The sequence below is a fragment of the Pseudomonas fakonensis genome, from assembly GCF_019139895.1.
Taxonomy (GTDB): domain Bacteria; phylum Pseudomonadota; class Gammaproteobacteria; order Pseudomonadales; family Pseudomonadaceae; genus Aquipseudomonas; species Aquipseudomonas fakonensis.
The window spans coordinates 2,251,194-2,274,932 of sequence record NZ_CP077076.1; the positions used below are offsets into that span (position 1 = coordinate 2,251,194).

The 23,739-nt window shown below is 64.4% G+C and carries 19 protein-coding genes; 11 read left to right on the forward strand and 8 right to left on the reverse strand.

The genetic code is table 11. The features are described 5' to 3' along the window. Positions 1 to 54: 54 nt before the first annotated feature. The 4 genes from KSS94_RS10140 to KSS94_RS10155 all read left to right on the forward strand — a co-directional run bounded on the left by KSS94_RS10140 (position 55) and on the right by KSS94_RS10155 (position 5,189). Positions 55 to 573, forward strand: a complete 519-nt coding sequence (locus KSS94_RS10140) for a glyoxalase superfamily protein (RefSeq protein WP_217842841.1) — start codon at positions 55 to 57, stop codon at positions 571 to 573. 435 nt (positions 574 to 1,008) lie between these two features. Next, on the forward strand, positions 1,009 to 2,037 hold the full coding sequence (locus tag KSS94_RS10145) for a hypothetical protein (protein WP_217842842.1): 1,029 nt from the start codon (positions 1,009 to 1,011) through the stop codon (positions 2,035 to 2,037). Between the two features lie 9 nt (positions 2,038 to 2,046). Next, the gene (locus KSS94_RS10150) at positions 2,047 to 3,003 is read left to right on the forward strand and encodes a trypsin-like serine peptidase (RefSeq protein ID WP_217842843.1); all 957 of its coding nucleotides are present in this window, start codon (positions 2,047 to 2,049) and stop codon (positions 3,001 to 3,003) included. 2 nt (positions 3,004 to 3,005) lie between these two features. Continuing rightward, positions 3,006 to 5,189: a S8 family serine peptidase gene (locus KSS94_RS10155; protein ID WP_217842844.1), complete on the forward strand. Its 2,184-nt coding sequence runs from the start codon at positions 3,006 to 3,008 to the stop codon at positions 5,187 to 5,189. 68 nt (positions 5,190 to 5,257) lie between these two features. Here the strand turns inward: KSS94_RS10155 and KSS94_RS10160 are convergent, their stop codons facing one another. Beyond that, positions 5,258 to 6,151: a LysR family transcriptional regulator gene (locus tag KSS94_RS10160; RefSeq protein ID WP_217843564.1), complete on the reverse strand. Its 894-nt coding sequence runs from the start codon at positions 6,149 to 6,151 to the stop codon at positions 5,258 to 5,260. A 114-nt stretch (positions 6,152 to 6,265) separates the two neighbouring features. Between KSS94_RS10160 and KSS94_RS10165 the strand changes: the two genes are divergently transcribed. After that, entirely contained in the window at positions 6,266 to 7,360 is a 1,095-nt protein-coding gene (locus tag KSS94_RS10165; RefSeq protein ID WP_217842845.1) for an oxidoreductase, read from the forward strand. A gap of 63 nt (positions 7,361 to 7,423) precedes the next feature. Here KSS94_RS10165 and glsB read toward each other — a convergent pair whose 3' ends face one another. Next, complete coding sequence (gene glsB, locus KSS94_RS10170; protein ID WP_217842846.1) at positions 7,424 to 8,377, reverse strand: glutaminase B; 954 nt, start codon at positions 8,375 to 8,377, stop codon at positions 7,424 to 7,426. 224 nt (positions 8,378 to 8,601) lie between these two features. Here glsB and KSS94_RS10175 point away from each other — a divergent pair, with 224 nt between their 5' ends. Next, a complete protein-coding gene (locus KSS94_RS10175) occupies positions 8,602 to 9,831 on the forward strand; it encodes a DUF1835 domain-containing protein (RefSeq protein ID WP_217842847.1) in 1,230 nt (409 codons plus the stop codon). Between the two features lie 90 nt (positions 9,832 to 9,921). Here KSS94_RS10175 and KSS94_RS10180 read toward each other — a convergent pair whose 3' ends face one another. Continuing rightward, the gene (locus KSS94_RS10180) at positions 9,922 to 10,464 is read right to left on the reverse strand and encodes a heme-degrading domain-containing protein (protein WP_217842848.1); all 543 of its coding nucleotides are present in this window, start codon (positions 10,462 to 10,464) and stop codon (positions 9,922 to 9,924) included. A gap of 323 nt (positions 10,465 to 10,787) precedes the next feature. On the opposite strand from KSS94_RS10180, the gene KSS94_RS10185 reads away from it, so the two are divergent. The 4 genes from KSS94_RS10185 (at position 10,788) to KSS94_RS10200 (ending at position 15,665) form a co-directional block, all read left to right on the forward strand. After that, a complete protein-coding gene (locus KSS94_RS10185; protein WP_217842849.1) occupies positions 10,788 to 12,173 on the forward strand; it encodes an amino acid permease in 1,386 nt (461 codons plus the stop codon). A 53-nt stretch (positions 12,174 to 12,226) separates the two neighbouring features. Next, a complete protein-coding gene (locus KSS94_RS10190; RefSeq protein ID WP_217842850.1) occupies positions 12,227 to 13,609 on the forward strand; it encodes an NAD(P)/FAD-dependent oxidoreductase in 1,383 nt (460 codons plus the stop codon). 15 nt (positions 13,610 to 13,624) lie between these two features. Next, on the forward strand, positions 13,625 to 13,975 hold the full coding sequence (locus KSS94_RS10195) for a cupin domain-containing protein (RefSeq protein WP_217842851.1): 351 nt from the start codon (positions 13,625 to 13,627) through the stop codon (positions 13,973 to 13,975). Between the two features lie 178 nt (positions 13,976 to 14,153). After that, complete coding sequence (locus tag KSS94_RS10200) at positions 14,154 to 15,665, forward strand: CoA-acylating methylmalonate-semialdehyde dehydrogenase (protein ID WP_217842852.1); 1,512 nt, start codon at positions 14,154 to 14,156, stop codon at positions 15,663 to 15,665. 1,036 nt (positions 15,666 to 16,701) lie between these two features. Here the strand turns inward: KSS94_RS10200 and KSS94_RS10205 are convergent. The 4 genes from KSS94_RS10205 to KSS94_RS10220 form a co-directional block, all read right to left on the reverse strand. Further along, the gene (locus KSS94_RS10205) at positions 16,702 to 19,191 is read right to left on the reverse strand and encodes a TonB-dependent siderophore receptor (RefSeq protein WP_217842853.1); all 2,490 of its coding nucleotides are present in this window, start codon (positions 19,189 to 19,191) and stop codon (positions 16,702 to 16,704) included. Positions 19,192 to 19,291: 100 nt separating this feature from the next. After that, positions 19,292 to 20,227, reverse strand: a complete 936-nt coding sequence (locus tag KSS94_RS10210) for a FecR domain-containing protein (protein ID WP_217842854.1) — start codon at positions 20,225 to 20,227, stop codon at positions 19,292 to 19,294. Then, positions 20,227 to 20,727 (reverse strand): sigma-70 family RNA polymerase sigma factor, encoded by a 501-nt coding sequence (locus tag KSS94_RS10215; RefSeq protein WP_217842855.1) that lies wholly within the window; start codon positions 20,725 to 20,727, stop codon positions 20,227 to 20,229. The genes KSS94_RS10210 and KSS94_RS10215 overlap by 1 nt, the downstream gene beginning before the upstream one ends. An 83-nt stretch (positions 20,728 to 20,810) precedes the next feature. After that, positions 20,811 to 21,785, reverse strand: a complete 975-nt coding sequence (locus tag KSS94_RS10220; RefSeq protein ID WP_217842856.1) for a D-2-hydroxyacid dehydrogenase family protein — start codon at positions 21,783 to 21,785, stop codon at positions 20,811 to 20,813. A gap of 142 nt (positions 21,786 to 21,927) precedes the next feature. Here KSS94_RS10220 and KSS94_RS10225 point away from each other — a divergent pair, with 142 nt between their 5' ends. Beyond that, positions 21,928 to 22,614: a helix-turn-helix domain-containing protein gene (locus tag KSS94_RS10225; protein ID WP_217842857.1), complete on the forward strand. Its 687-nt coding sequence runs from the start codon at positions 21,928 to 21,930 to the stop codon at positions 22,612 to 22,614. On the opposite strand, the gene KSS94_RS10230 is transcribed toward KSS94_RS10225, so the two are convergent. Further along, positions 22,597 to 23,478: a sterol desaturase family protein gene (locus KSS94_RS10230; RefSeq protein WP_217842858.1), complete on the reverse strand. Its 882-nt coding sequence runs from the start codon at positions 23,476 to 23,478 to the stop codon at positions 22,597 to 22,599. The genes KSS94_RS10225 and KSS94_RS10230 overlap by 18 nt on opposite strands. Between the last annotated feature and the right edge of the window lie 261 nt (positions 23,479 to 23,739).

Consider the following 23,739-nt stretch of genomic DNA (forward strand, 5'->3'; position numbering starts at 1 on the left):
TGTCGAAGACTGGCAATGCGAGCACCTGCAGGCTTCGACCCAGTGGAGGCATTCATGACATCCATCACCCAGGCCAAGCACATGGCCAAGCGCCTGCGCGCGCAATTCGCCGCACGCGACCTCGAGATCAGCCACAGCGCCGCGCTGGAACTGGTGGCCGACCAGCTCGGCTTCAAGGACTGGAACACCGCTTGCGCGGCCCTCGATCAAAGCGGTGTGCGCTTTGAGCGGTGCATTGCCATTTTGCGCATTTTCGATGAAGCCAAGGCCCGTGAGTTCTATTGTGATTTCCTCGGTTTCAGCGTCGAGTTCGAACACCGCTTCGAAGCCGACCTGCCGTTGTACCTGGGCATCGAGCGGGCGGGGCTGAAGATTCACCTGTCCGAGCACCACGGCGATGCCAGCCCCGGCACCACGCTGTTCGTGCCCACCTTGGAAATCCAGGCGCTGCACGACGAGTTGCAGGCCAAGCGCTACGGCTACGGGCGCCCGCAGTTGGTGGAGCAGGGCTGGGGGCAGGTGCTGGAAGTGTACGACCCGTTCGGCAACCGCATTCGCTTCTGCCAGGGTTGATAACCACGACAAAGGTCGGCCAACCCCGCTTCTGGGTTCTGCATGTCAGCCAATGCGACGATTGCCCCGACATGTCGATCTCGGTGAGCCACACGCTGGGGAGTGATTGACTCATTGCGATGCAACCGAGTGTCGGGCTTATCGCGCTTTAGGATCATGCAACGCAATCTATTAATGAAAGTTTGCAATAAGCGCCCCTCTTGAGGGGCGCATTTTATAACTAACCTGCCGTCAATAATTGCGCGCCATAAACTTGGCATTGGGTGGGTTGAAACAGGCTGTCACTGTGAAAAACATTTGAGGTTAGCCATGAAATTCCGGTGTTCCAGCCGATCATGATATTTTTTTTCATACCCTGTTTTTTCTGGCGAATCATGAAAAGTGTGATTGAGTTGATTGTTCGTGAGCCATTATTTGGCCATCCAGGGAGGGGTTATGAAAGCTATCGTGACGAGTGTTGTAATGTTGGCTGTTTCCGGCTGCAGTACCGCAGTGGACGTTCAGTTCAGGGAACCCGCGAAAGGAGGCGATTTCAAGGGCGTCGAGTCTTTGGCAAAAGAACATTTCGAATATATTGCGATACCCAATACCTATGTCTTGATCAGGCCGGTTGCGCAAGCTGCGGATGCCCCTGCTGCTGGCAAGGCCACTCTTGAAACCAAGCAGGTGGCCAAGAAAGATTCAGCTGGCACAGCAGCGGACAGTACGCAGAAAGTCGACGCCAAGGAGAATGCCAGAACCACGGCGACGGCCCTGATCGATGGAAAGCAGTGGGAGGCAGTGGTCGTGCAGTTACCGGACGACCAACGTTACTTGGCGGTGAGAGGGGTTACGGGGTTTTGGAAAACTTCCACGGTGGGGTTGGCCAAGGCAGAAAACTCCGATCGCGTCGTATCGTTGAACAGCAAGGCAGAAAACCTGGTGCCCAAGCGGCTGGAACAGGGCGCTGCCATTGTCGGAGCCATTATCAAGGCCCCGGCAGGGGTTGCTGCGACACCCAAGCTGCCATTGCGCAGTTTCGCATTCAAGGTGCCAGCCAGCGGCCCGCTTGACAGTACACCTGCCACCGATTGGCAGTACCGCTTCGCCTATGACAGTGCGGGCTTGCCCGCAGGTACCGTCAGCTATGAGGACTTTCGGCGTAATGCCGTCGACAAGACGGTGTCTTACTGGCCCGTTCCCGCGTGCCGTTCTGCGACGCTTGAGCTCAGGCGCAACAGTGAGCTTGAAGCTGTTTTCCACCTGACGGTCTCTTCGGCGGATGTGCTGCGCTTACAGCCGTTGCCTGTCGACGGTCAGGTCAATTTGGGCTCGGTGTGTGGTTCGAGTGTTTCTGGAACAGTCAGTGGCGACCCGGTTGCTGCGGTTTCCGACAACCTCAAGGCCTTGCAGCAAGCCATCAAGACGGTCAGGGACGCGAAAGCGGAGCGAGACAAAGCGGGCGACGCAGCCAAAGCCCAATAGGTGAACCCCATGGCCAACCAGTTCAGAGGCACCCTGGCGCAGTGCTGCCTTGGCTTGTTGCTGGCTGGCATGTTCAGTGCATTTGCCCTGGCCGCGCAGGGGGCTGTGCACGATGAGCCTGCCAAGTTGGTGTTCGAGCTTTACGCAGAGATCGGCCCGGACAGTGAGGTCCAGTTGATCAATGGCGTGACGGCAAAAAGGAAGGATTGGCCTGCCATTATCATCGCGCCATTGGATCACGGACGATGCAGCGCCGCGTTGATCGGGCCGGGCGTATTCGTCACGGCCGCTCACTGTTTTGATCGTGGCCTGGACAGGCCGTTACTCGACAATGTCCGGGTGGAGGCGGGCGGGCAGGCGCTGGTGGCACATTGCACCTTGGCCCCGGATTACATCCAAGGCTTCAAGAACAAGGTCGAAAGCGCTCCGCGCGCACCTGATGACTTTGCGCTTTGCAGTTTCACGCTACCTGCCGCCATGCCGGAGCAGTTGCAGGCCTTGCAGCATGAGGTGCTGCAAGTCGATACGCCGCTGGCGGCCGGAGACGCTGTACTGATGACCGGGTATGGCTGCAGTCGTCTGGCAGACCTGGGTGCGGCCAGCGCAAATGAAAAGGCACTCACCAACGCCTTTCGGATCGGCAATGCCAAGGTATATGCCGGTGCAGCCGCCCAGCATCCCCAGATTGAAATCCGCTCTGCGGTGAGCAGTGCGCCGGTACTTTGCGATGGCGATTCGGGTGGCCCCTTGATATCGGGTGTGACGCAGACCGACGAGGGCGGTACTCGAAGGGTGCGCGGCGTCAATTCAACGGTCGAGGTGTTGGGAGGCGTGGCCATTTCCCGCATTACCCCCTTGTCTTCGACAGCGTTCAAGAACTTTGCCAGGCAATGGCTCAGTGAACATCCAGGAAAGGAAATCTGCGGGCTCAACGCCCAGGCCGGTTTTCTGCCATGCAGGCAGTGATCATGAAGAACTTTCAACGTTGTGGCTGTTTTGCACTGATGTTCACGGCGACGTCGGTATTTGCCGAGCCCCCGCCGGCAAATATTGAAGTCCGTGTCAGCCGACCGCTGTCCGATGACGGTTTGAGGAAATACGCTTCGTTGGTGAAACCGCGCACGCTGGATAAAAGCGAGTATCCCGACCTCAAACAGTTCAGTACACGGCAGGTTGCCAGCGTCTTGTGTGGCTCGTTCCGCACTGCGTACGTTGAGCAAGTACAGCAACTCAACCCGGGCATCGAAAGCCTGACCAATGTCGACCAGGTGCTGGGGGATGATGCCTACCGAATCCAATGGCCTGGTTGCCCAACCATCGTGGAACAACCTGATTTCCGCTATGTGGTCAGGCCTGGTGACAATGCATCGGCACTTTACGAGACCTTTACTGGAAGTCGCGGCAGCCCGCAGGCTGTGCGTGCCTTTTTCGCAAGATCCCAGGTACGCGATCTTTCCAGGCTGGTGCCAGGGCAGACGTTGACGCCGGGGCACATAAGCCTTGCCAGGGGCGAAGTTTCAGGCGCGGATGCGCGGGCCTTCAGAGGCGCGTACGTGGCCTATTATGCCGAGCATGAGCGTACTGGATTACCCGGTGACCGCTCACGGTTCATTGCGGTGAATGATCTGCCAGAGGCTGCAGAGCCGCCACCTGCTGACGGACCTACCCTGGGTATCGCTGCCGGCCGCATTGAGTCTGTGCAAGGAACGGAGCACTACGAATCGCCACCTGAATGCCGTGGGCAGGCAACCGATGCGGCAGTGTTCGATGCTGCAAGGCTGACGGCCGCCTACGAAGACGCGGATCGGCAACGGTTCAGCCTGGGCGTGGACAAAACCCGAGTCCGGGTGGCGGTTGCCGATAACGGTTTCTTTGGCGCCCGGCTGCGGGATGGCGCGGTTGTCTTTGGTCCGCAATTCCCCAAGAGATTCTTCGGTACCTACAAGAACAACAAGGATGGGCAGATTGGCCCGGTGGTCATTACCGGAGGCAACAAGCCGGTTTATCCGATCAACTATTCCAACAACCGGGACAAGGCTACTTACGTGAGTGGGCATGGTACTCATGTGACCGGCATCACGCTGGGCGGTCCTGATTTCCAATCCCACTTGGCCATTTTTGACCGCCCCCATGATTTACCTTGGTTGCGGTACTGGATCATCAACGTGGGTAATGGCGAGCAGACACTGCTGGCAAATTCGGCCGGCGAGCTCAGCTTGCGCCTTAACTTGTTGCAAAACGCCGTTGTCAATCTGAGCATCCAGTACAGCGCCCCCGGCACCCTGTATGATGCCAACCTGCTCAACCTGCGGGGTGGCAAGGAGAGCTCCAACGTGTTTGTGGTTGCCGCTGGCAACGACGGCGTGGCGGATGTGAATGTCGCCCGTTACTATCCGGCGATGCTGGGTGGTACCTCACAAAACAATATCATCAGCGTTGCTGCCCACCGGCCCGACGGTGCCCTGGCCACGTTCAGCAATCGCGGAAAAAACAATGTCGACCTCGCTGCCCCAGGCTGTGACGTGCCGTCCTGGCTCGACGATAGCGGCACTGTCAGCAGGGTCAGCGGAACCTCTCAGGCAGCGGCTGTCGTGACCTTCGCAGTCAGTCTGCTCAAGTCGCTCGGTTTGTCGCGCCCTATCGACATCAAGAACCGGTTGATGATCAGTGGTGACCTGCTGGTGCGCAATCCATCCACGGATGTGCAGTGGATCGAGGCTGGTACCGAAGCTAACCTGCCGGAGCCTGGCCAGATCTATTCGCAGGCAAGGTTGAACATCGCCCGTGCGCTGTACCTGTACGATGACTATCTGCAGTATCGGCAGGATGGCATCACCCATGAAGTGCTTGGGACCCTGCAAGGCATGACGGCGGTGAGATGTGCAGGCCAGGCGCTGGAGTGGAAGAACCTGTGGGCGCTCAAGGCTGGCGAGCAAGGTGCGCTCGCTTACCAAGGCAAATTGGGCCCGGATAACCCGACTACTTTGTGTTCTGTTGCAATACCGAAGGGCGGCACTTTGAAGATGAAGTTGCGAGCGGGTATTGCGGCGGACGGCAGCATCATCGAGCCGCCGTCGAGCGAAGTTGTCATACCGGCATCTGACCTTGTGCAGTATGTATCTGCCTTGATGCCCTCTGACGAGCTTCCCTGACAACGGCCATTGCGTCACTTGTTTCTTGATCGAGGTTGCATGGGGCTGGCGTGACGCTCTTGCAAAAATCAATGTCCTGCGCGGGCGATGTTTTCCAGATGCATCTGCAAGGCATCGAGAAACACCTTCACCCGCGCAGGTACATAGCGCCGGGTCGGCATCACCGCCCACACCGACAAGGCCTCCATGCCGGCGTCCTGCAGCTCGAGGCTGACCAGCGTGCCGTCGCATAGTTGCTCGTGCACATCCCAGTAGGCCAGCATCGCCACGCCCAACCCCTGTACCGCCGCCGCCCTGAGCGCATCGACACTGCTGGTGGCCACCCGGCCCTGCATGCGCAGGCGTTGCAACTGGCCGTCGATCACGAATGGCCAGCGCGGCACCGCCTGCAGCAGGATGCAGGCGTGTGCCTGGAGCTCGGCCAGGGTAGTGGGGTGGCCATGGCGGGCCAGGTAGGCGGGTGCGGCGCACAGAACCCGCGGGTTGGGCGCCACCTGGCGGGCGACCAGCTCCGAGTCGGCCAGTGGTGCCACCCGCAACGCCAGGTCCAGCCCCTGGCCGACGATGTCCACCAGCCGGTCGCAGACATCCAGGTCCACCCGCAGCTGTGGGTGCTGCGCCAGCAAGCCGGGCAGCACGGCCAGCACGATGGACTGGCCGAACACGCTCGGTGCGGTCAGGCGTAGCACGCCGCTGACAGCGCCGGCACTGGGGCGCAGCACGCCCAGGGCGCTTTCTTCGGCATCCAGCAGGCTGTGGGCATAGGGCAGGAAGGCTTCGCCTTCGGCGGTCAGCGACACCGAGCGGGTGGTGCGGTGGAACAGGCGCACGCCCAGTTCGTCTTCGAGGGCCGCCAGGCGCCGCGACACCTGCATGGGCTGCACGTCGAGGTGGCGCGCAGCGGCCGACAGGCTGCCGCTCGAGGCCACGGCGAGGAACACCCGTACATCGGCAATCAGCACGATCATATCCTTTTCGGTTAAGCCGGCTTCACGCCAGCGTGGCTTGGTCGGGCCGCTTGAGCCCCATAGCATCACTTCATCCCGCCAGCAGGCGTAGCCGATGAGGAGCAGGCCATGACAGATTCAAAGATTTTAACGCCATTCGATATGCCCGCGCTGCACGCGCGCAACCGCCTTGCCGTTGCCCCGATGACCCGGGTCAGCGCCAGCGAAAGCGGCCACGCCAGCGCGCAGATGGCCCGCTACTACGAGCGTTTCGCCCGCGGCGGCTTTGGTCTGGTGATCAGCGAGGGCATCTACACCGACCAGGCCTACGCCCAGGGTTACCCCTGCCAGCCGGGTATCACCGATGCCGCCCAGGCCCAGGCATGGGCGGCCGTCACGGCCGGCATCCACGCCCATGGCGCCAAGGCCGTCGCCCAATTGATGCACGCCGGGGCCTTGAGCCAGGGCAATCGCTTCCGTGAATACAACGTCGCACCATCAGCCCTGCTTCCTAAGGGCGAGCAGATGGCCTTCTACTACGGCAGCGGCCAGTACCCGGTGCCCCGGGCGATGAGCGATGAAGACATCGCCGACGCCATTGCCGGGTTTGCCCAGGCCGCACGAAGGGCCATCGAGGTGGCCGGTTTCGACGCCATCGAGATCCACGCCGCCAACGGCTACCTGCTCGACCAGTTCCTCACCGGCTACAGCAACCTGCGCGATGACCGCTGGGGTGGCGACACCCGCCAGCGCCTGAGCCTGACCCTGGAGGTGTTCAAGGCGGTGCGCGAGGCTGTGGGCAGCGTGCCGGTGGGGGTGCGCATTTCCCAAGGCAAGGTCAATGACTTCACCCATAAATGGGCAGGGGGCGAGGCCGATGCCGAAGCCATTTTCGGTGCCTTGGCCGATGCCGGGGTGGCCTTCATTCACGTGACCGAGCACGAGGCCTGGCAGCCGGCCTTCGCAGGCAGTCCGGCCAGCCTGGTGCAACTGGCCCGCCGCCACGCGCCGGCTACGCCGCTGATCGCCAATGGCGGCGTGCATGATCAGGCCCGGGCCGAGCAGGTGCTGGGACAGGGCGCCGATTTGATCGCCGTGGGCAAGGCGGCGCTGGTCAACCCTGACCTGCCGGCGCGGTTGGCCGCTGGCGAGGCTTTGGCGGCATTCGATGCCGGGGTGCTGGGGCCGATCGCCAATATCAAGGCGTCGGAGTTGATGCTGTGAGGTCAGTACCCGCGTGCAGCCTTTCTCTGTAGGAGCGGCCTCGTGTCGCGAAAGGGGCCGCTCCTACAGGGCGTCGTGGACAGCCGCTGCGGCAGGTTGCGGCACCGCCGAAAACACCGACCCGGTCATGCGCTCGCTCAGCAGCTCCAGCGCCCGCAACCCGGCCAGCGAGTTGCCCGAGGCATTGAGTGCCGGCGACCACACGCAGATGCTGTAGCGCCCCGGCACCACCACGGCAATACCGCCACCCACGCCGCTCTTGCCCGGCAAACCGACCCGGTAGGCAAAGTTGCCGGCCTCGTCGTACAGCCCGCTGGTGGCCATGATCGCGTTCACCTGCTGGGCCTGGCGCGGCGTCAGCACCTGCTCGCGGCTGTGCGGGCAGTAGCCGCTGTTGGCCAAAAAGGCGAAGGCGCGGGCCACGTCCACGCAGCTCATCGACAGCGCGCAGTGGTGGAAGTAACTGCGCAGCACCGCATCGACATCATTGTGGAAATTGCCGAAGGACTGCATCAGGTAGGCCATGGCGGCATTGCGCGCGCGGTGCTGGTATTCCGACTCGGCCACCACTGCATCGCTGACGATGCGCGGGTTGGCCGCCAGGCGGCGGACGAAATCGCGCATCGACAGCGATGCGGTGGCATAGCGCGACTGGTTGATATCGCAGATCACCAGGGCGCCGGCGTTGATGAACGGGTTGCGTGGCCGGCCCTTTTCCACCTCCAGCTGCACCAGTGAGTTGAACGCCTGGCCCGACGGCTCGTAGCCCAACCTGTCCCAGATGCCTTCGCCGCTGTGGCCGATGGCCTGCACCAGGCTGAACACCTTGGAAATGCTCTGGATCGAGAACGGCGTGCGCGCATCCCCGGCGCAGTGCAACTGGCCGTCCAGGCTCTGTACGGCGATGCCCAGCTGCTGGGGGGCGACCTGGGCGAGGGCGGGGATGTACTGCGCCACATGGCCCTGGTCGAGCAGCGGGCGGACGTGGTCGAGGATTTCTTGCAGCAGTGCTTGCATGGCGAGACCTGGGGCGAAAGTAGGGCGCATTCGAAGGGTTCTGGTAGACGCTGGTCGCAAGCGGCGGAGCACATCGTTGCGCGCGCTGGCGCAAGCCGTTAAAGTCCGGCCCCAGGCGCCTGCTGCGCCGGCGGTCCGCGCGAAGGGGTTCCCCAGGCAATGTTTGCAAAATTCCCATACCAGCTCCCGGCTTGTCGGCGGACCGAGCCCCACAAGGAGTTGGCATGCCCGCCATTCATGCATCCCGCCACCACGGCCTGATCGACCTGCCCGCGCTGCGCAAGCACGCCAAGCGCCTGCTGAAGACCCTCGACGACGACACCTGCGCACAGCTGCGCGACCTGGGCCTGCCTGGCCCCGACTACCGCCTGGCCGACACCCAGTGGCTGGTGGCCCGCGAGGCCGGCTTTGCCAGCTGGCCCAAGCTCAAGGCCCATGCCGACGCAGTGGCGTTTGCCGCCCGCCACCCAGGCTTTGCCGCCGATGGCGAGGCGCAGGTGCAGCACTGGCGCTGCGGCAACGATATCGAGCACAGCCTGCGCATCAGCGGGTTCAGCGGCAGCTTCCACATGTTCGACGACCCCATGGTGATGGGGCCGGTGCCAGCCGTGCCTGACGATACGTATTGGCAGGTACGTACCGAGTACGTACTCAAGGTGTTCGGCCTGGCCCCGCAGGACATCGCCCAGCGCCAGGCCCGCCAGCGCGCGGCCCTGGCGCAGTTGAGCGCCGACAGCGAGCTGGTGCTGTGGTGCGAGGCCGACGCCTACGACCAGCTGTTTCTGGTGCGGGTACTGGCCAGCTTGCCGTGCCTGCCACGCCGGCTGGAGCTGATCGAGGCCGACCGGGTGCCGGGGGTCCAGCGTTTCATCGGTATCGGCCAGTTGGCCCCCGATGTGCTGGCGTGGCTGTGGCCGCAGCGGCGCACGCTGGGTGAGGAGGCCTTGCAACTGGCGCGCCAGGCCTGGGCGGCCTACACCGCGCCGGCCCCGACCGCCTGGGCCGAGCTTGCCAGCCGGCATCACGCCAGTTTGCCGTTGCTGCAGGGCGCACTGGCCCGGCAACTGCAGGAGCTGCCCGGTGCCGGCGATGGCTTGAGCCTGACCGAGCGCCTGACCCTGCGCATTCTGGCGCGTATGGGCGAGCAGCCGGCGGCGCGGGTGTTCGCCGAGCTGATGGGGCGTGAAGAGCCGCTGCCGTACCTGGGTGACATGATGTTCGCAGCGCTGATAAGGCCACTGATCGGCACGCCGCGGCCATTGTTGCTGGAGGGGGAGGGTGAAAGCTGGATGCACCGCCCGCTGCGGCTGACCGCGTTGGGCGAGCAGGTGCTGGCAGGGCAGGCCAACTGGCTCGACCAGGCGCCGGCCGAGCGCTGGGTGGGCGGGGTGCGAATCGGCGTCGGTGCGGCCTGGGTGGTGGATGAAGCCGGGAAGGTAGCGCTGCGCACATGACCTAGGCTGCCCGTCCTGGCCTCATCGCCGGCACAGGCTGCGCAACCCAGTTGCCCCACAGCGATCACATACGCTTCAGGCGGGCGGCCTTCAGCCCGCCACCGGCTCAGCCACCACCTTGCTCTCTGCCACCTTCGCCACCGGCGCCAGCGACAGCGCGGTGCGGTCATGCCCCAGCAACTCGCACAGGGCATCGACGATCACCTGGTGGTCTTGCCGTTCCGGCAACCCCGAAACCGTCACGCAACCGATCACCCCGGCACCTTTGACGGTAATCGGGAAGCTGCCGCCGGCACTGGCGTAGTCGGTCAGCGGCAGGTTGTAGCGCTGGGTGATGTCTTTGTTGTCCAGGGCCAACTGGTGGCCGATGCGGTACGAGCTGCACAGAAAACGCTGCACGGTATTGCGCTTGCGCCGCACCCAGTCGTGGTTGTGCGGGGTGATGCCGGGCCGGCCGGCCAGAAACAGCGGGCAGTCGAAGCGGCGTACCTCGATCAGCAGCAACCAGCCTTCGGCTTCGGCGCGCCGCTGCAGCAGCGAACCCAACTGCCAGGCCACGTCTTCATCAAAGTGCTCGAACTGCAGCAACTGCTCCTGGCGGATCAGCAGGGCCAGATCGTCGGCTAGGGCCATGGCGGGCTCCTGTGGCGGTGGGCCTCCGTGCGGGTGGACAGCGCCCGGGCGGCCTTGCCTGGCGTGGATGAATCAAGATGAAAAGTTTTTCATCTTGTGTTCACCAAGCGTAGCAGCGATTGGCCAGTTGGTTTGCCCCTGTAGGAGCCGGCTTGCCGGCGATGGCGTCGGTTTGGCCAGCATTATTTCAGCAGGGTTGGGGGTTCATACATTTGTACAAGTGATGGTGTCGGGCTGCGCAATCGGTCGATGTCCACCCCCGCCGCACCCGCATAACCTCGGCTCGGGCTGTGTTGATCACTAATAATAAGAGGAGCCACCCCATGCCTGTTCAGTCAGAGCACGACCCCCGTCTCAAACGTTCGCTCAAGACCCGCCACATCAGCATGCTCGCCCTGGGCGGGGTGATCGGTGCCGGGTTGTTCGTCGGCTCCAGCGCGGTCATCGCCTCCACCGGCCCCGGCGCCTTCATCACCTACGCCATCACCGGGCTGATCGTCGCATTGGTGATGCGCATGCTCGGTGAAATGGCCGCAGCCCATCCCAGCAAAGGCTCATTCGTCGACTACGCACGCATGGCCTTCGGCCGCCCAGCCGGCTACATGACCGGCTGGCTGTATTGGTACTTCTGGGTGATCGTGGTCGGCTTCGAAGCCGTGGTCGGCGGGCAGATCATCAACGCCTGGCTACCGGCGATACCGGTGTGGGTGATTGCCCTGGGGCTGATGCTGGGCATGACCCTGCTCAACCTGATGTCGGTGCACTCGTTCGGCGAGGCCGAGTACTGGTTCGCCGGGGTCAAGGTGGCGGCCATCGTGGTGTTTCTGCTGGTGACCGGCGCCTTCGTGCTGCACCTGTGGCCCAACTCCGATGCCAGCTTCGGCCACCTGACCGAGCACGGCGGCTTTTTGCCCCACGGTGTCGGCTCGTTGTTCACCGGCGTGGTGGTGGTGATTTTCTCGATGACCGGGGTCGAGGTGGCCACCCTGGCGGCCGCCGAGTCGCAGGACCCGTCGCGCAACATCCGCAAGGCGGTGAACACGGTGATGGTGCGCATTCTGGTGTTCTTCGTGCTGGCGACCTTCTTCATCGTCGTTGCCCAACCCTGGACCAGCCTCACCCCCGGCAAGTCGCCGTTCGTCACGACGCTCGAGCACATCGGCATCCCCTATGCCGGCGACATGCTCACCGTGGTGATTCTGGTGGCGGTGCTGTCGGTGCTCAACGCCGGGCTCTACACCTCATCGCGCCTACTGTACGTACTGGCTGCCAACGACGAGGCGCCGCGCTGGATCGCCGGGGTCAACCGCAAGGGCGTGCCGGTACGCGGTGTACTGGCCTCGACCCTGGTGGGCTATGGCTGCGTGGTGATCGCCGCGCTGTGGCCGGACACGGTGTTCCAGTTCCTGATCAACTCCTCCGGCACGGTGTTCCTGTTCGTCTACCTGATGATCTGCCTGTCGCAGCTCAAGCTGCGCCGACGCTGGGTCGAAGAGGGCTCGCTGAAGTTCGCCATGTGGGGCCACCCGGTGCTGCCGTTGATGGTCACCGCGGCCATCGTCTCGGTGCTGGTGAGCATGGCCTTCGACCCCTCGATGCAGTTGAGCCTGCTGCAGTGCCTGGTCGCCATCGTTGCGATCGGCGCCTCGTACCTGCTGATGCGCCTGGGCCGGGGGCGCGCGCCCAAGGCCCAGGTGGCCCAGCCTTAACCGCCGTATCAGACACGACCCGGCCCCCCGGGCAGTCAATGGGAAGCAAGAACATGTCAGCGAAATTCGATTTGGCTCAGTTACCCAACAAGCCGCTGTGGTTTGCCCCGGCCCCGCCCCGCGCGCGGCTGGAGGGTGATATCCAGGCCGACGTGGTCATCGTCGGCGCCGGCTACACCGGGCTGTGGACCGCTTACTACCTGCTCAAGGCCGACCCGTCGCTGAACGTGGTGCTGCTGGAAAAGCGCGAAGTCGGCTTTGGTGCTTCGGGCCGCAACGGTGGTTGGGCTTCGGCGATATTCCCGATCTCGCTGCACCGGGTCGAGCAGTTGTATTCGCACCAGGCTGCCCTGCAACTGCAGGCGGCGATGAACGACACGGTCGATGAAATCGGCCGGGTGCTGGCGCTGGAAGGGGTGGATGCCGACTACGCCAAGCAGGGTTTCATGTCGCTGGCCCGCAGCGGCCCGCAAATGGCCCGGGCGCGTGCTGCAGTGGAGTCTTCGGCGCGCTTCGGCCTGCCGCAGCAGTGGCGGGTGCTCGAAGCCGGTGAGGCGCACGGCAGCATCGGCGCCCAGGGCACAGTCGGGGCGCTGTACACCGAGCACTGCGCGCTGATTCACCCGGGCAAGCTGGTACGCGGCCTGGCGCAATTGGTGGAGCGCCTGGGTGCGCGCATTTACGAGCAGTCGGCGGTGACCCGCATGGCCCCGGGCATGGTGCACACCGAGCGTGGTTCGGTACGCGCCGACATGACCGTGCGCGCTACCGAGGCGTTCACCTCGCAGCAGCCTGGCAAGTCGCGCTTCGTCATCCCGCTGTACTCGCTGGTGCTGGCCACCGAGCCGTTGGCGCCAGAGCTGCTCAGCCAGCTCAACCTCGACCATCGCATGGCCTTCAACGACATGCGCCACTTGCGGGTGTACGGCCAGGTCACTGCCGAAGGCCGGCTGGTGTTCGGTGGCCGTGGTGCCCCGTACAAGTGGGGGTCGGTGATGCCCGAGCAAGCCGACCTGGTGGACAGCATCCACGGCAAGATCCACGACACCCTGCTGGAGTTTTTCCCGGCCCTGCGCGATGCCCGGGTTACGCACCGCTGGGGCGGCGCGCTGGGAGTTGCCCGCGACTGGTGCCCGACGGTAAGCATCGACCGTGGCAAGGGCATGGCCTGGGCCGGCAACTACGTCGGCGACGGTGTGGCCACCAGCAACCTGGCCGGGCGCATCCTGCGCAACCTCATCCTGGAGCGTGACGACGCGCTCAACACGCTGCCCCTGGTCAATCACCAGTCACCCGCCTGGGAGCGCGAACCGCTGCGCTGGTTCGGCATCAACAGCGGCCTGGCCGCCGCCTCGCTGAGCGATCTCGAGGAGCGCTACACCCATAAACCTTCATGCACCGCGATGCTGCTGGAAAAACTTACCGGCGCCCATTGATAAGGAGAAAACCCCATGCCTTCGTTCACCATCATCAAGCACGCCGACATCAAGGCCCTGCCACTGAACCCTGCCGGTCAGCGTGCCGGCGCTGACAAAGGTGACCCGCAGATCGCCATCAGCAAGCAGGCCCCGGAAGCGGTCGGCAATCTCGGCGTATGGGAATGCCAGCCCGGTGGCTGGCCGGTGGTCGACCGCCCTGACACCGAGTTCACCTACATCATTTCGGGCAAGGCGCTGCTTACCGATGACAGCACCCAGGAAGTGGTGGAGGTCACCGATGGTGACCTGATCATCCTGCCACCGGGATGGACCGGGCGCTGGGATGTGCTGGAGACCGTGCGCAAGGTGTACGCGATTTACTGATTTCTCGCTTCTCTCTCCCTGTAGGAGCGGCCTTGAGTCGCGAAAGGGGCGCGCAGCGGCCCCAGGCTTTCAGCATTTGCCCATGGATTGCTGGGGCTGCCTTGCAGCCCTTTCGCGACACAAGGCCGCTCCTACACAGAAAACTGCAAACCTTCTGAAACCTGTTCGGAAAAAGACAATGACCCAAACCATCATGAACTGGATCTCCGGCGCCCAGGCCGAGGCCACCAGCGGCCAGCAACTGCCGGTCTACAACCCGGCCACCGGCGTGGTCACCGGCCAAGTGCAGCTGTCTGCGCAAAAAGACGTGGACGCCGCCGTGGCCTCGGCCAAGGCCGCCTTCCCGGCCTGGAGCAACCTGTCGCCGCTGCGCCGCTCGCGGGTGCTGAACAAGTTCCTGGCGCTGCTCAACGAGCACCGTGACGACCTGGCCCGCATGATTACCGCCGAGCATGGCAAGGTGTTCACCGACGCCCAGGGCGAGGTGATGCGCGGCATCGAAATCGTCGAGTTCGCCTGCGGTGCGCCGCAACTGCTGAAAACCGATTTCACCGACCAGGTCAGCACCAACATCGACAACTGGACCCTGCGCCAGCCGCTGGGTGTGGTCACCGGCATCACCCCGTTCAACTTCCCGGTGATGGTGCCGATGTGGATGTTCCCGGTGGCCTTGGCGACCGGCAACACCTTCGTGCTCAAGCCAAGCCCGCTGGACCCGAGCCCAAGCCTGTTCATCGCCGAACTGCTCAAGCAGGCCGGCCTGCCGGATGGCGTGTTCAACGTGGTGCAGGGTGACAAGGATGCGGTCAACGCGCTGATCGAGCATCCGGACGTGCAGGCGGTATCCTTCGTTGGCTCCACCCCGATCGCCAACCACATCTACGAGACCGGCGCCCGCCACGGCAAGCGCGTGCAGGCCCTGGGCGGCGCCAAGAATCACCTGGTGGTGATGCCCGATGCCGATATCGACCAGGTGGTCGATGCGCTGATCGGTGCGGCCTACGGGTCGGCTGGCGAGCGTTGCATGGCCATCAGCGTGGCGGTGTTCGTCGGTGATGAAACTGCCGATAAAGTCATGCCCAAACTGATCGAGCGTACCCGTGAGCTGAAGGTGCTCAATGGCACCAACCTCGAGGCCGAGATGGGGCCGATCGTGACCCATGCGGCGCTGGAGCGCATCACCGGTTACATCGAGCAAGGCGTCAAAGAGGGGGCGACGTTGCTGATCGACGGCCGTGGCTTCAACGGCCAGACGGCGGGTGAGGGGTGTGGTGATGGCTTCTGGCTGGGTGGCACCTTGTTCGATGGCGTCACCCCGGACATGCGCATCTACAAGGAGGAAATCTTCGGCCCGGTACTGGCGTGCCTGCGGGTGAAGGATTTTGCCGAGGCAGTGGAGCTGATCAACGCTCACGAGTTTGGCAACGGTGTGAGCCTGTATACCCGTGATGGCCACGTTGCCCGTGAGTTTGGCCGGCGTATCCAGGTGGGCATGGTCGGGATCAACGTGCCGATTCCGGTGCCGATGGCCTGGCATGGTTTTGGTGGCTGGAAGAAGAGCCTGTTTGGCGATATGCATGCCTATGGTGAGGAGGGGGTGCGCTTCTATACCAAGCAGAAGAGCATCATGCAGCGCTGGCCGCAGGGGACTGCCAAGGGGGCGGAGTTTGCCATGCCTACCAGTCATTGATGGGGGGGGGGTTGGCTGACATAGCGGTTTGTTTCAGTAACAGATGACCCCGCCCACGCAGCGGGGTTTTCTGTTTTTTTGGGGGGGCGGTTTGTAGGTTGTGGTGTACGCTATTTTGGGTTTAGTTGGTTTAGTTGGTTTAGTTGGTTTAGTTGGTTTAGTTGGTTTAGTTGGTTTTGAAAGTTATATGCGCATTCATTATTTGTATTGACGCTTATTCACCTTTCCGCCCTTACGGCGGCTCACTTTTTGAAGCATCAAAAAGTAAGCAAAAAATGCTTGCTCCATTCATCCGGCCCCTGCGCTGCGCTCCGGGGTACCCTCACTCCGGGCTTGCTCCGGGGGTACGCGCCGACGGGCCGTCCCTGGCCCGATCGGCGCTCGCCCGGCATCCATGCCGGTCGCCCCCCTACGCAATCCCTGCGTTCGGCCTCCTGAAGTCGCGAAGTTAGTGGCGGCGCCTGCATTGGCGCAGCTAACCGCTAGTTGCCACCGTGGGAACTTAGGATTGCAATCGCCGGCAAGCCGGCTCCTACAGTGGAACGCGTTATATCTGATATCGCGTAACCCTGTAGGAGCCGGCTTGCCGGCGATAGGGCCCGAACAAACAACACATCGACAACCAACTAACCAACATCCCGGCTGTTGATCTGGCTGTTGATCTGGCTGTTGATCTGGCTGTTGATCTGGCTGTTGATCTGGCTTCTAAGCGCGCAATAGTTCAGGCAACACAAATCGCGACTTCAGGAGGCCGAGCGTAGGGATTGCGTAGGGGGGCGACCGGCATGGATGCCGGTCGAGCGCCGATCGGGCCAGGGACGGCCCGTCGGCGCGTACCTCCGGAGCAAGCCCGGAGCGAGGGAACCCCCGAAGCGCAGCGTAGGGGGCCGGATGATGGGAGCAGACGGTTTTGCTTACTTTTGCCACGACAAAAGTAAGCCGCCGTAAGGACGGAAAGGTGACGAAAAGCCGCTATCGTCAATGAATGCGCATACATCTCCCAAAGCAATAACCATAATCCCCGAACCCAAAACCCTCAGAAATCCCCTCTAAGCGTCAACATGAAATTCCGCGGCTCGCCGTAGTAGTTCCCCCACCCCGTAGCCCCAATCGTCGCGTAATACTTCTTGTCCAGCAGGTTGTTGCCGTTAAGCGCCAGGCTCCAGTGCTCATCCAGCCGGTACTGCACCCGCCCACTCCACAACGTATACCCCGCCTGCTCGATCCGCAGGTCGCCCTGGCGCCGGTAGTTGTCGCTCTGGCTGCTCACCCCCGCGCCGACGGTCCAGCGCTCCAGGGCGCCACCCAGCTGGTAATCCCCCCACACCTTGAGCATGTGCCGCGGAATGAAGCTTGAGCTGAAGGTCAGCTCGGTCGGGTCGGTGGCCTCGATGGTGCTCAGGTACTTGGTCTGGGTGTAGGTGTAGCCCGCCAGCAATTGCAGGCGCTCGACCGGCGAGCCGCTGACCTCGGCCTCGAAACCCTGGGCGCGGACCTTGCCGTTGTCGGTGTAGCAGTACTGGTCGCCCGAGCCCTTGCAGGTGCCCACATAGTCGGTCTCGGCACGGTGCTCTTCGGTGGTGCGGAACAGGTTGAACGCAGTATTGAGCCCACCGTCGAACAGCTCACCCTTGATACCCAGCTCGTAGCTGGCACCGGTCTTGGGCTGCAGCGCCTGGCCCTGGGCATTCACCAGGTTGCTCTGCGGCTGGAAGATGTCGGCGTAGCTGGCGTAGGCAGTCCACTGCTCGTTCAGGTCGTACAGCACGGCGGCGAACGGCGTCACCTGGCCGTTCTCCTGGCTGCGGTTGCGCACCCAGTAGTCCCAGCGCTGGGTGTAGGAGTCGCTTTCGTTGCGGTACCAGCTGACCCGGGTGCCCAGCACCAGCGTCAGCGGCTCGGCCAACTTCAGGCGCAGGTTGGCGTAGGTGCCGAACTGGCGGGTGGTGGAGTCGGTGGGCACGGCGCCGCCACGGGTGGGGTTGAGCAGAAACTCATCCTTGGACGGGTGCGGGAAGCTGGACGAGGGGTCGAACGGGTTCTGGGTGCCACTCAAGGCCATCAGCGCGAAGTAGTCGTGGGTCTTCTGGTGGCTGGCGTTGGCGCCGACGATCAGCTCGTGCTCAAGGCCGAAGGCGCGGAATTTGCCATCGACGTAGGTATCAAAGCCGTAGTCGGTCTGGTCGTAATCAAAACGCCCGGCATAGCGGCCCATGCTCGCGGTGCTGGCACCCACCGGCACCGCACCTTCGGCGTAGCCGTACTCGATGTTCTGGTTGTTGTGGGTGTAGACCGAGGCGAAGTTCAGCGTCCAGTCATCGTTGAGGCGCTGCTTGAGGTCGGCAAAACCTGTGATGCGCTGGCTCTGCAGGTCGTTCCAACTGGCGCCCAGGCAGGTGGAGCGCGACAGCTTGAGGTCGCTGCCGTCGGCGTAGCGCGGCAGGCCGTGGTAGCAGGGCGAGGCATCGACGTCTTCATAGGCCAGGCCCACACCCACGGTGGTGTCGGGGGTCATGTCCCAGTCCAGGGCGCCGTACAGCACCTGGTCCTGACGCTTGGCGTTGTCGTAGAAGTACTGGCGGTCCTGCAGCGTCGCCACGGCGCGCCCGCGCACGCTGCCCGATTCGTTCAGCGGCCCGCCCACATCGACCTGGCCGCGGTAGTTGTCCCAACTGCCGGCCGACAGCGTCACGCTGGTGCGGGCCTTGTCCTGGCCACGCTTGCGCACGAAGTTGACGCCGCCTGCCGACGAGCCCGAGCCCTTCATCATGCCGGCCGCGCCCTTGAGGATCTCTACCCGGTCGTAGAACGCCATGTCGCTTGAGAAACTGTTGGCCTGCACGTAGTTGCCGCCCACATCCAGCGGCACGCCGTCGTACTGGTACTGGCCGTCGAGGTTGAAGCCGCGCGAGTAGAAGTACTTGCCGCCCATGGGCGAGTCGTACACGGTGATGCCCGGGGTCTTGTCCAGCACCTGCTCGAGGGTGTTGAGGTTCTGGTCGTCGAGCATCTTGCGGGTCATGACCGTGACCGCCTGGGGCGTCTCCTTCAGGGTGTGCACGCCCTTGCCGATGGTCACCGCGCGGGCCGCGTAAGACTGGGTGCCCTCGCTGGTGGCGTCGAGGCGGCTGCCCTCGATGTTCAGCGGCCCCAGCTCCATCGCCGCACCATTGGCGGCCGGCACCAGCACATAACCACCGTTGCCCTGGCGCTGGGCTTGCAGGCCGCTGCCGGCCAGCAGCCGCAGCAGGCCTTCATCGACGCTGTAGCTGCCGTCCAGGCCCGGGCTGTTGAGGTTGCGTGCCTGGGCGGTGTCGAACGAAACGGTCACCCCGGCCTGTACGCCGAACTGGGTGATGGCATTGCCCAGGGGGCCTGCGGGCACGTGGTAGGCGGCCAGGCCCTGGGCCATGGCCTGGGCCGGCAGCAACAGGGCGCCGGGCACGCTGGCGAGGGACAGGCCGAACGCCGCCAGGCGGATGGCCTGGCGCAAGTGGGCGGCGGGGCGGGGGCGAACGTGGGGCATCGAGTGATCCTTGCGTGTCATGGCAGAAAGTCGCTGTCGTCGCGGCTTGTGTCAGGGACGGGCGAGAATCGAAATCAGCAAGATTGGCGTTAAAAAAGTTTCAGGCAGGCTCCACGCTCACCCAGTAACGGCTCAGGTAGCGCACGCTCACCGGCAGGGTTTTTGGCAGGTTGGCCAGGGCGATGTCGGTGTCGTCGACGCTGAATGCACCGGAAATGCTCAAGGCCTGAACCTGCGGCGCGCAACGCAACACCCCTGGCCGGTAGCGCGCCAGCTCGTCGATGAAGTCGCCCAGGCGCCAGTCATTGACGCTGAGCATGCCCATGCGCCAGGCGGTGCTGTCTTCGGGCAGGGGGCGGGCGGGCCCGAACTGCTCGGCATCGAAGCTGGCCTGCTGCCCGGCCTCCAGGCGCAGCACCCGGCCAAGGTGGTGTTGCGGGCGAATCTCCACCGCCGACTGCAGCACGCCGATGCGGGTTTGCGCGGGCAACTGGCGCACGCTGAACGCGGTGCCCAGGGCGCGCACGCTGCCGTTGCCGGTGTGCACGATGAACGGGCGCCGGGCCGGGTCGGTGGCGGTCTTGATGAACACTTCGCCCTGGTACAGCGCGATGGCCCGCAGCGTAGCGTCGTACTGCACATCCAGCGCGGTGCCGACGTTCAGTTCGAGCTGCGTGCCATCGGACAACTGCAAGCTGCGGCGCTCGCCGGAGCCGGTGCGCTGCTGAGCCATCAGCGCCTGCAAGGGCAGCCGTTCGGCCGCCAACCAGCCACTGCCGCCCAGCGTTAGCAGCAGGCCCAACACCTTGAGCACCTCGCGGCGCTTGGCCTGGGCAGCCCCCAGGCTGCGCAGGGCGGCCTGCGGCGGCACCAGGGCCCATTGCTGCTGCAGCTGCTCCACCCGGGCCCAGGCGGCGGCATGCTGCGGGCTGGCCGCCAGCCACTGGCGCCAGGCCTGGGTGCGCGACGCGCTGGTGGTGCCGTCGTTGAGCTCGACGTACCAGGTGGCCGCGGCTTCGAGGGTGTTCAGGTCCATCAGTGTTCGGCCACCAGCAGGCAGCGGGTCATGGCGCGCACCAGGTGGTTTTTCACCGTGGTCACCGACACCCCGAAGCGCTCGGCCACGGTAGCGTAGGGCAGGCCCTCCAGTTGCACGGCGAGGAAGATGCCGCGGGTGCGCGGGCCCAGTTCATCGAGCAGCGCATCGACCGACACCAGCATCTCGATGATCGACAGGCGCACTTCGGGGGATACCTCTACCGGTTCCGGGCGCAAGGCCAGGGCTTGCAGGTAGGCCTGCTCAATGGTGCGCCGGCGCACCTTGTCGATCAAAAGCGCACGGGCGATGGCGCTGAGGTAGCTGCGCGGCTCGCGGATGGGCACTTGGTTGCGCGCGGTCATTACCCGCACGAAGGTGTCCTGGGCCAGGTCGGCGGCATCGGCGGTATTGCCCAGCCGTGCGCGCAGCCAGCTCTTCAGCCAGCCGTTGTTTTCGCTGTACAGCTGGTGGAGAGAGGCTTGGTCGAGCGCCGACATGCAGGCAATCCGTGATGTGAATGGGAATTGCTCGCATTGTTGCGGGGTGATGGGTGGAATGCAAGTGCCGCAGGTTCAGCGCCTCAGCGTTTACCCAGCGCCTGCGGGTTGGCCACATTCACCGGCACACCGTCGAAAAACGCCAGCACATTGTCGAACGCATCGCCGAAATACAGCTCGTAGCCGTTCTTCTCCACATACCCCAGGTGCGGCGTGCTCAGCACCCGCGGGTGGCGCAGCAGTGGGTGGTCGGGGTCCAGCAGCGGCTCCTGCTCGAACACATCCACCGCGGCAAACCCCGGCCTGCCGGCATCCAGCGCCTGCAGCAAGGCGCCCGGTGCAATCAGCTCGGCGCGGCTGACGTTGACCAGCAGCGCGTCGGGCTTCATCAGCCCAAGGTCTGCCAGGGTCACGCCATGCCGGGTGCTGTCGGCCAGGCGCAGGTTCAGGCTGAGGATATCCGCCTCGGCAAAGAACGCCTCGCGCGACGCCGCCGCGCGGTGCCCGTCGGCTTGCGCCGCGGCGCGGCTGGCCTCGCTGCCCCACACCAGCACCGGCATGTCGAAGGCCTGGGCGTAGCGCGCCAGGCGTTGGCCGATCTTGCCGTAGCCCCACACCCCCAGCACCTGGCCGGCCAGGGCCTGGCCCATGTTCACCTGCCATTGGCCCTGGCGGAATGCATCGATGGCCGGCACCAGTTGGCGGCGGGCGTTGAGGATCAGCGCCCAGGCAAGTTCTGCCGGTGCCACCGGCGAGCCGCGGCCTTCGGTTACCACCACGCCGCATGCGGTGCAGGCGGCCAGGTCGAGGTGGCCGGCGACCTTGCCGGTCTGGCTGATCAGCTTGAGCTTGGGCAGGCGCTCGAGCAGGGCGGCGTCGATGCGTGTGCGCTCGCGGGTGAGCACCAGGGCATCGGTGTCGGCGAAGCGTTCGGCCAGTTCGTCCAGCGAGGCGGGCTTGGCCTGGTGCAAGACCGTGACATCGTGCCCGGCCAGGCGGGTGAAGCAGTCGAGGGTGCGGATCACGTGCTGGTAGTCGTCGGGGATGACAATGCGCATGGGGGTGGCCTGGGGCTTGAGGGGGTTGGGGGACGATAGCGCAGGAGGGGATGGATTTACGAGGGGGCGCATCGGAGCCCAGCAATGACAGCCCGCCCCCCGGCCGCTACCATCCCAGCCGCAACCCGGGAAAGGAACACCCATGAACCACCCGCCCACCCAAAGCTGGCAAGGCGAAATCTGGCTTGGCGACGACCACTGCCTGCTGCTGGGCAGCGTGGCCCGCACCGCCCCCCACGAGCACTACGCCCACCAGGTGCTGATCGGCCTCGACGGCCCAATCGAGGTGGCCCTCGGCGACCAGTACCAGCTCGGCCCAATGCTGCTGATCCCGTCCCGCCAACCCCACGCCATACTCAGCCACGGCGCACGCTGCCTGACCCTGTTCGCCGAGCCGCTGGCCTTCGACCTTGGCGACCTGGCCCAGGCCTGCGAGCTGGCCGGCAACCACCCCCAGCACCTGGCCGAGCAGCTGCAAACTTGGCCTCGCCGCCCGCTGCCCCCGCGCCTGGCCAGCGCCCTGCAGCGCATTCGCACACTGGATGAACACAGGCTGTCAGCCCGCGAACTGGCAAGCACGGCGGCCTTGTCGATCAGCCAGCTCGAACGCCTGTTCAGCGGCACCCTGAAGCTTTCGGTACGGCGCATGGTGCTGTGGCAGCGCCTGCGCATCGGCATCCAGCTGGCCCTGGGCGGCGCCAGCCTGACCGACGCCGCCGTGGCCGCAGGTTTTGCCGACTCGGCGCACTTCAGCCGCAGCGTGCGCTGCCAGTTCGGCCTGAGCCCCGGCAGCGCCCTGCGCAACCTGCGCCTATGTACGCTCGGCTAGCGCCTGCTGCAAGGCCGCTGGCAGCACCGCAGGCGGGTGCGCCGAGGCGCTGCTGAACGGTTCGCGCAATTGTGCCAGGTACCCTTGCGGATAATCCGGCCGGTCACCGATGCCCATGTCGTCGTCTGCCAGGGCATAGCCCGGCAGGTGCAGGGCGGTACCCAGCAAGCGGTCCCACAGCGGGAAGAACAAGGCGAAGTTCACGTCCCCGGCAGTGCCGTACTTGAGGTGGTGCAGGCGATGCACCGGCGCCCAGGCGAACACATGGCGCAGCCAGCCGATGCGCATGTCGACGTTGCTGTGTTGCAGCAACAGCTGGGTCGACACGCTGAACGCCAGCAGCAGCGCCACCTCCACCGGCAGGCCGAGCAGCAGCAGGGGCAGGGTGCCGCCCAGGGTCTCGAGCATCTGGTGCAGGGGGTGTTTCATCAGGCCGTTGAAGCCGTACATGCGCGTTACGCTGTGGTGCACCGCATGCAGGCGCCACAGCCAGGCGCTGCGGTGGCTGGCGTAGTGCACCAGGGTGATGCCCAGGTCGGCCAGGGCGATGGCCGCCAGCAACTGCAGCGCCAGCGGCCAGTGGGCGGGCCACAGGCCGAGGTTTGGCAGCCAGGCCGCCAGCAGCGGCACGCTGGCCACGCTGGCGATGGTCAGGCCCTCGTTGACCAGTGCATGGCACACATCGCGCGGGCCATCGCCGGCAGGTTGGTTCCAGGCGGGCTTGTAGGGCATCAGTTGTTCGCAGGCCAGTGACAGCAATACCGCGCAGGCCAGCAGCAGTACTAGCCAGGCAGGGTCGTGGGCCAGTGACAGGGCGGCGCCGATGAAGCCGAAGAAGAACATTGGGGCGTATAGCGTGCGCATGGGCAGCTCCTTGCGGATGGGGCTGCCAGTGTTGGCCGGGGGATGGGGTGGGCGCTTGAACGAACGGCGCAAGCAGGCCAGCTTGCCTGTGCCTGTGCCTGTGCCTGTGCGTGGGAGCGGGCTTGACCCGCGATCACCGGCAGCGCCGGTGCCATTCATGCGCTTGCCAGTCCCGACGTTTTCGCGAGTGAGCCCGCTCTGGCAGGTTTGCGGTGGCTGCCTCAGCGGGTTACGTTCTATGCGTGGCAAGGGTTCAAGAAT